This window comes from Mycobacterium sp. NGS27, from assembly GCF_059813005.1.
The window spans coordinates 1-410 of sequence record NZ_JCALDT010000046.1 but is presented as its reverse complement, the minus strand read 5'-3'; the positions used below and the strand labels follow the sequence as shown (position 1 = coordinate 410).

Sequence of the window (410 nt, the reverse complement as noted above, 5' to 3'; positions counted from 1 at the left end):
AGCCGGCCCAGGTAGTTAAAGCCCAGGGTGGGGTCGGGTTGGTTGAGGTCGACGTCGGGGTTGAGGTAGCGCAGCGCGCCGTAGCTCAGTGGGTGGGGCAGGGCGCGGAGTTGTTCTTTGGCGTGTTTGAGCAGGGTCCCCAGCCCGGGGTCACCGGCGCTGATCTGGGCCCACTGGTGGTGGGCGGCGCCGATGGTCAGTGCGACCGGGTATTTGGTGGTGAACCAGCCCACCGTTTGGGACAGGTCTAGGTGGGGGTGGAGGTCTTCGTGGCGGCCGTGGCCTTCGACGTCGATGCCGATCGGGGCGGCGCCGTTGCCCACGAACTGGGCTACCGCCATGGCGTAGGCGATCAGCAAGATGTCTTGGATGCCGGTGTGAAACGCCGCGGGGACCTCACCGAGCAGCGC

Annotated in this window: 1 protein-coding gene; it reads right to left on the bottom strand. The window is 67.3% G+C overall.

The window, feature by feature from the left end; translation table 11 throughout:
• Positions 1 to 410, bottom strand: a 410-nt coding sequence (locus AC5Y30_RS25500) for a condensation domain-containing protein (protein ID WP_499922092.1), incomplete at both ends; no start/stop codon positions are given.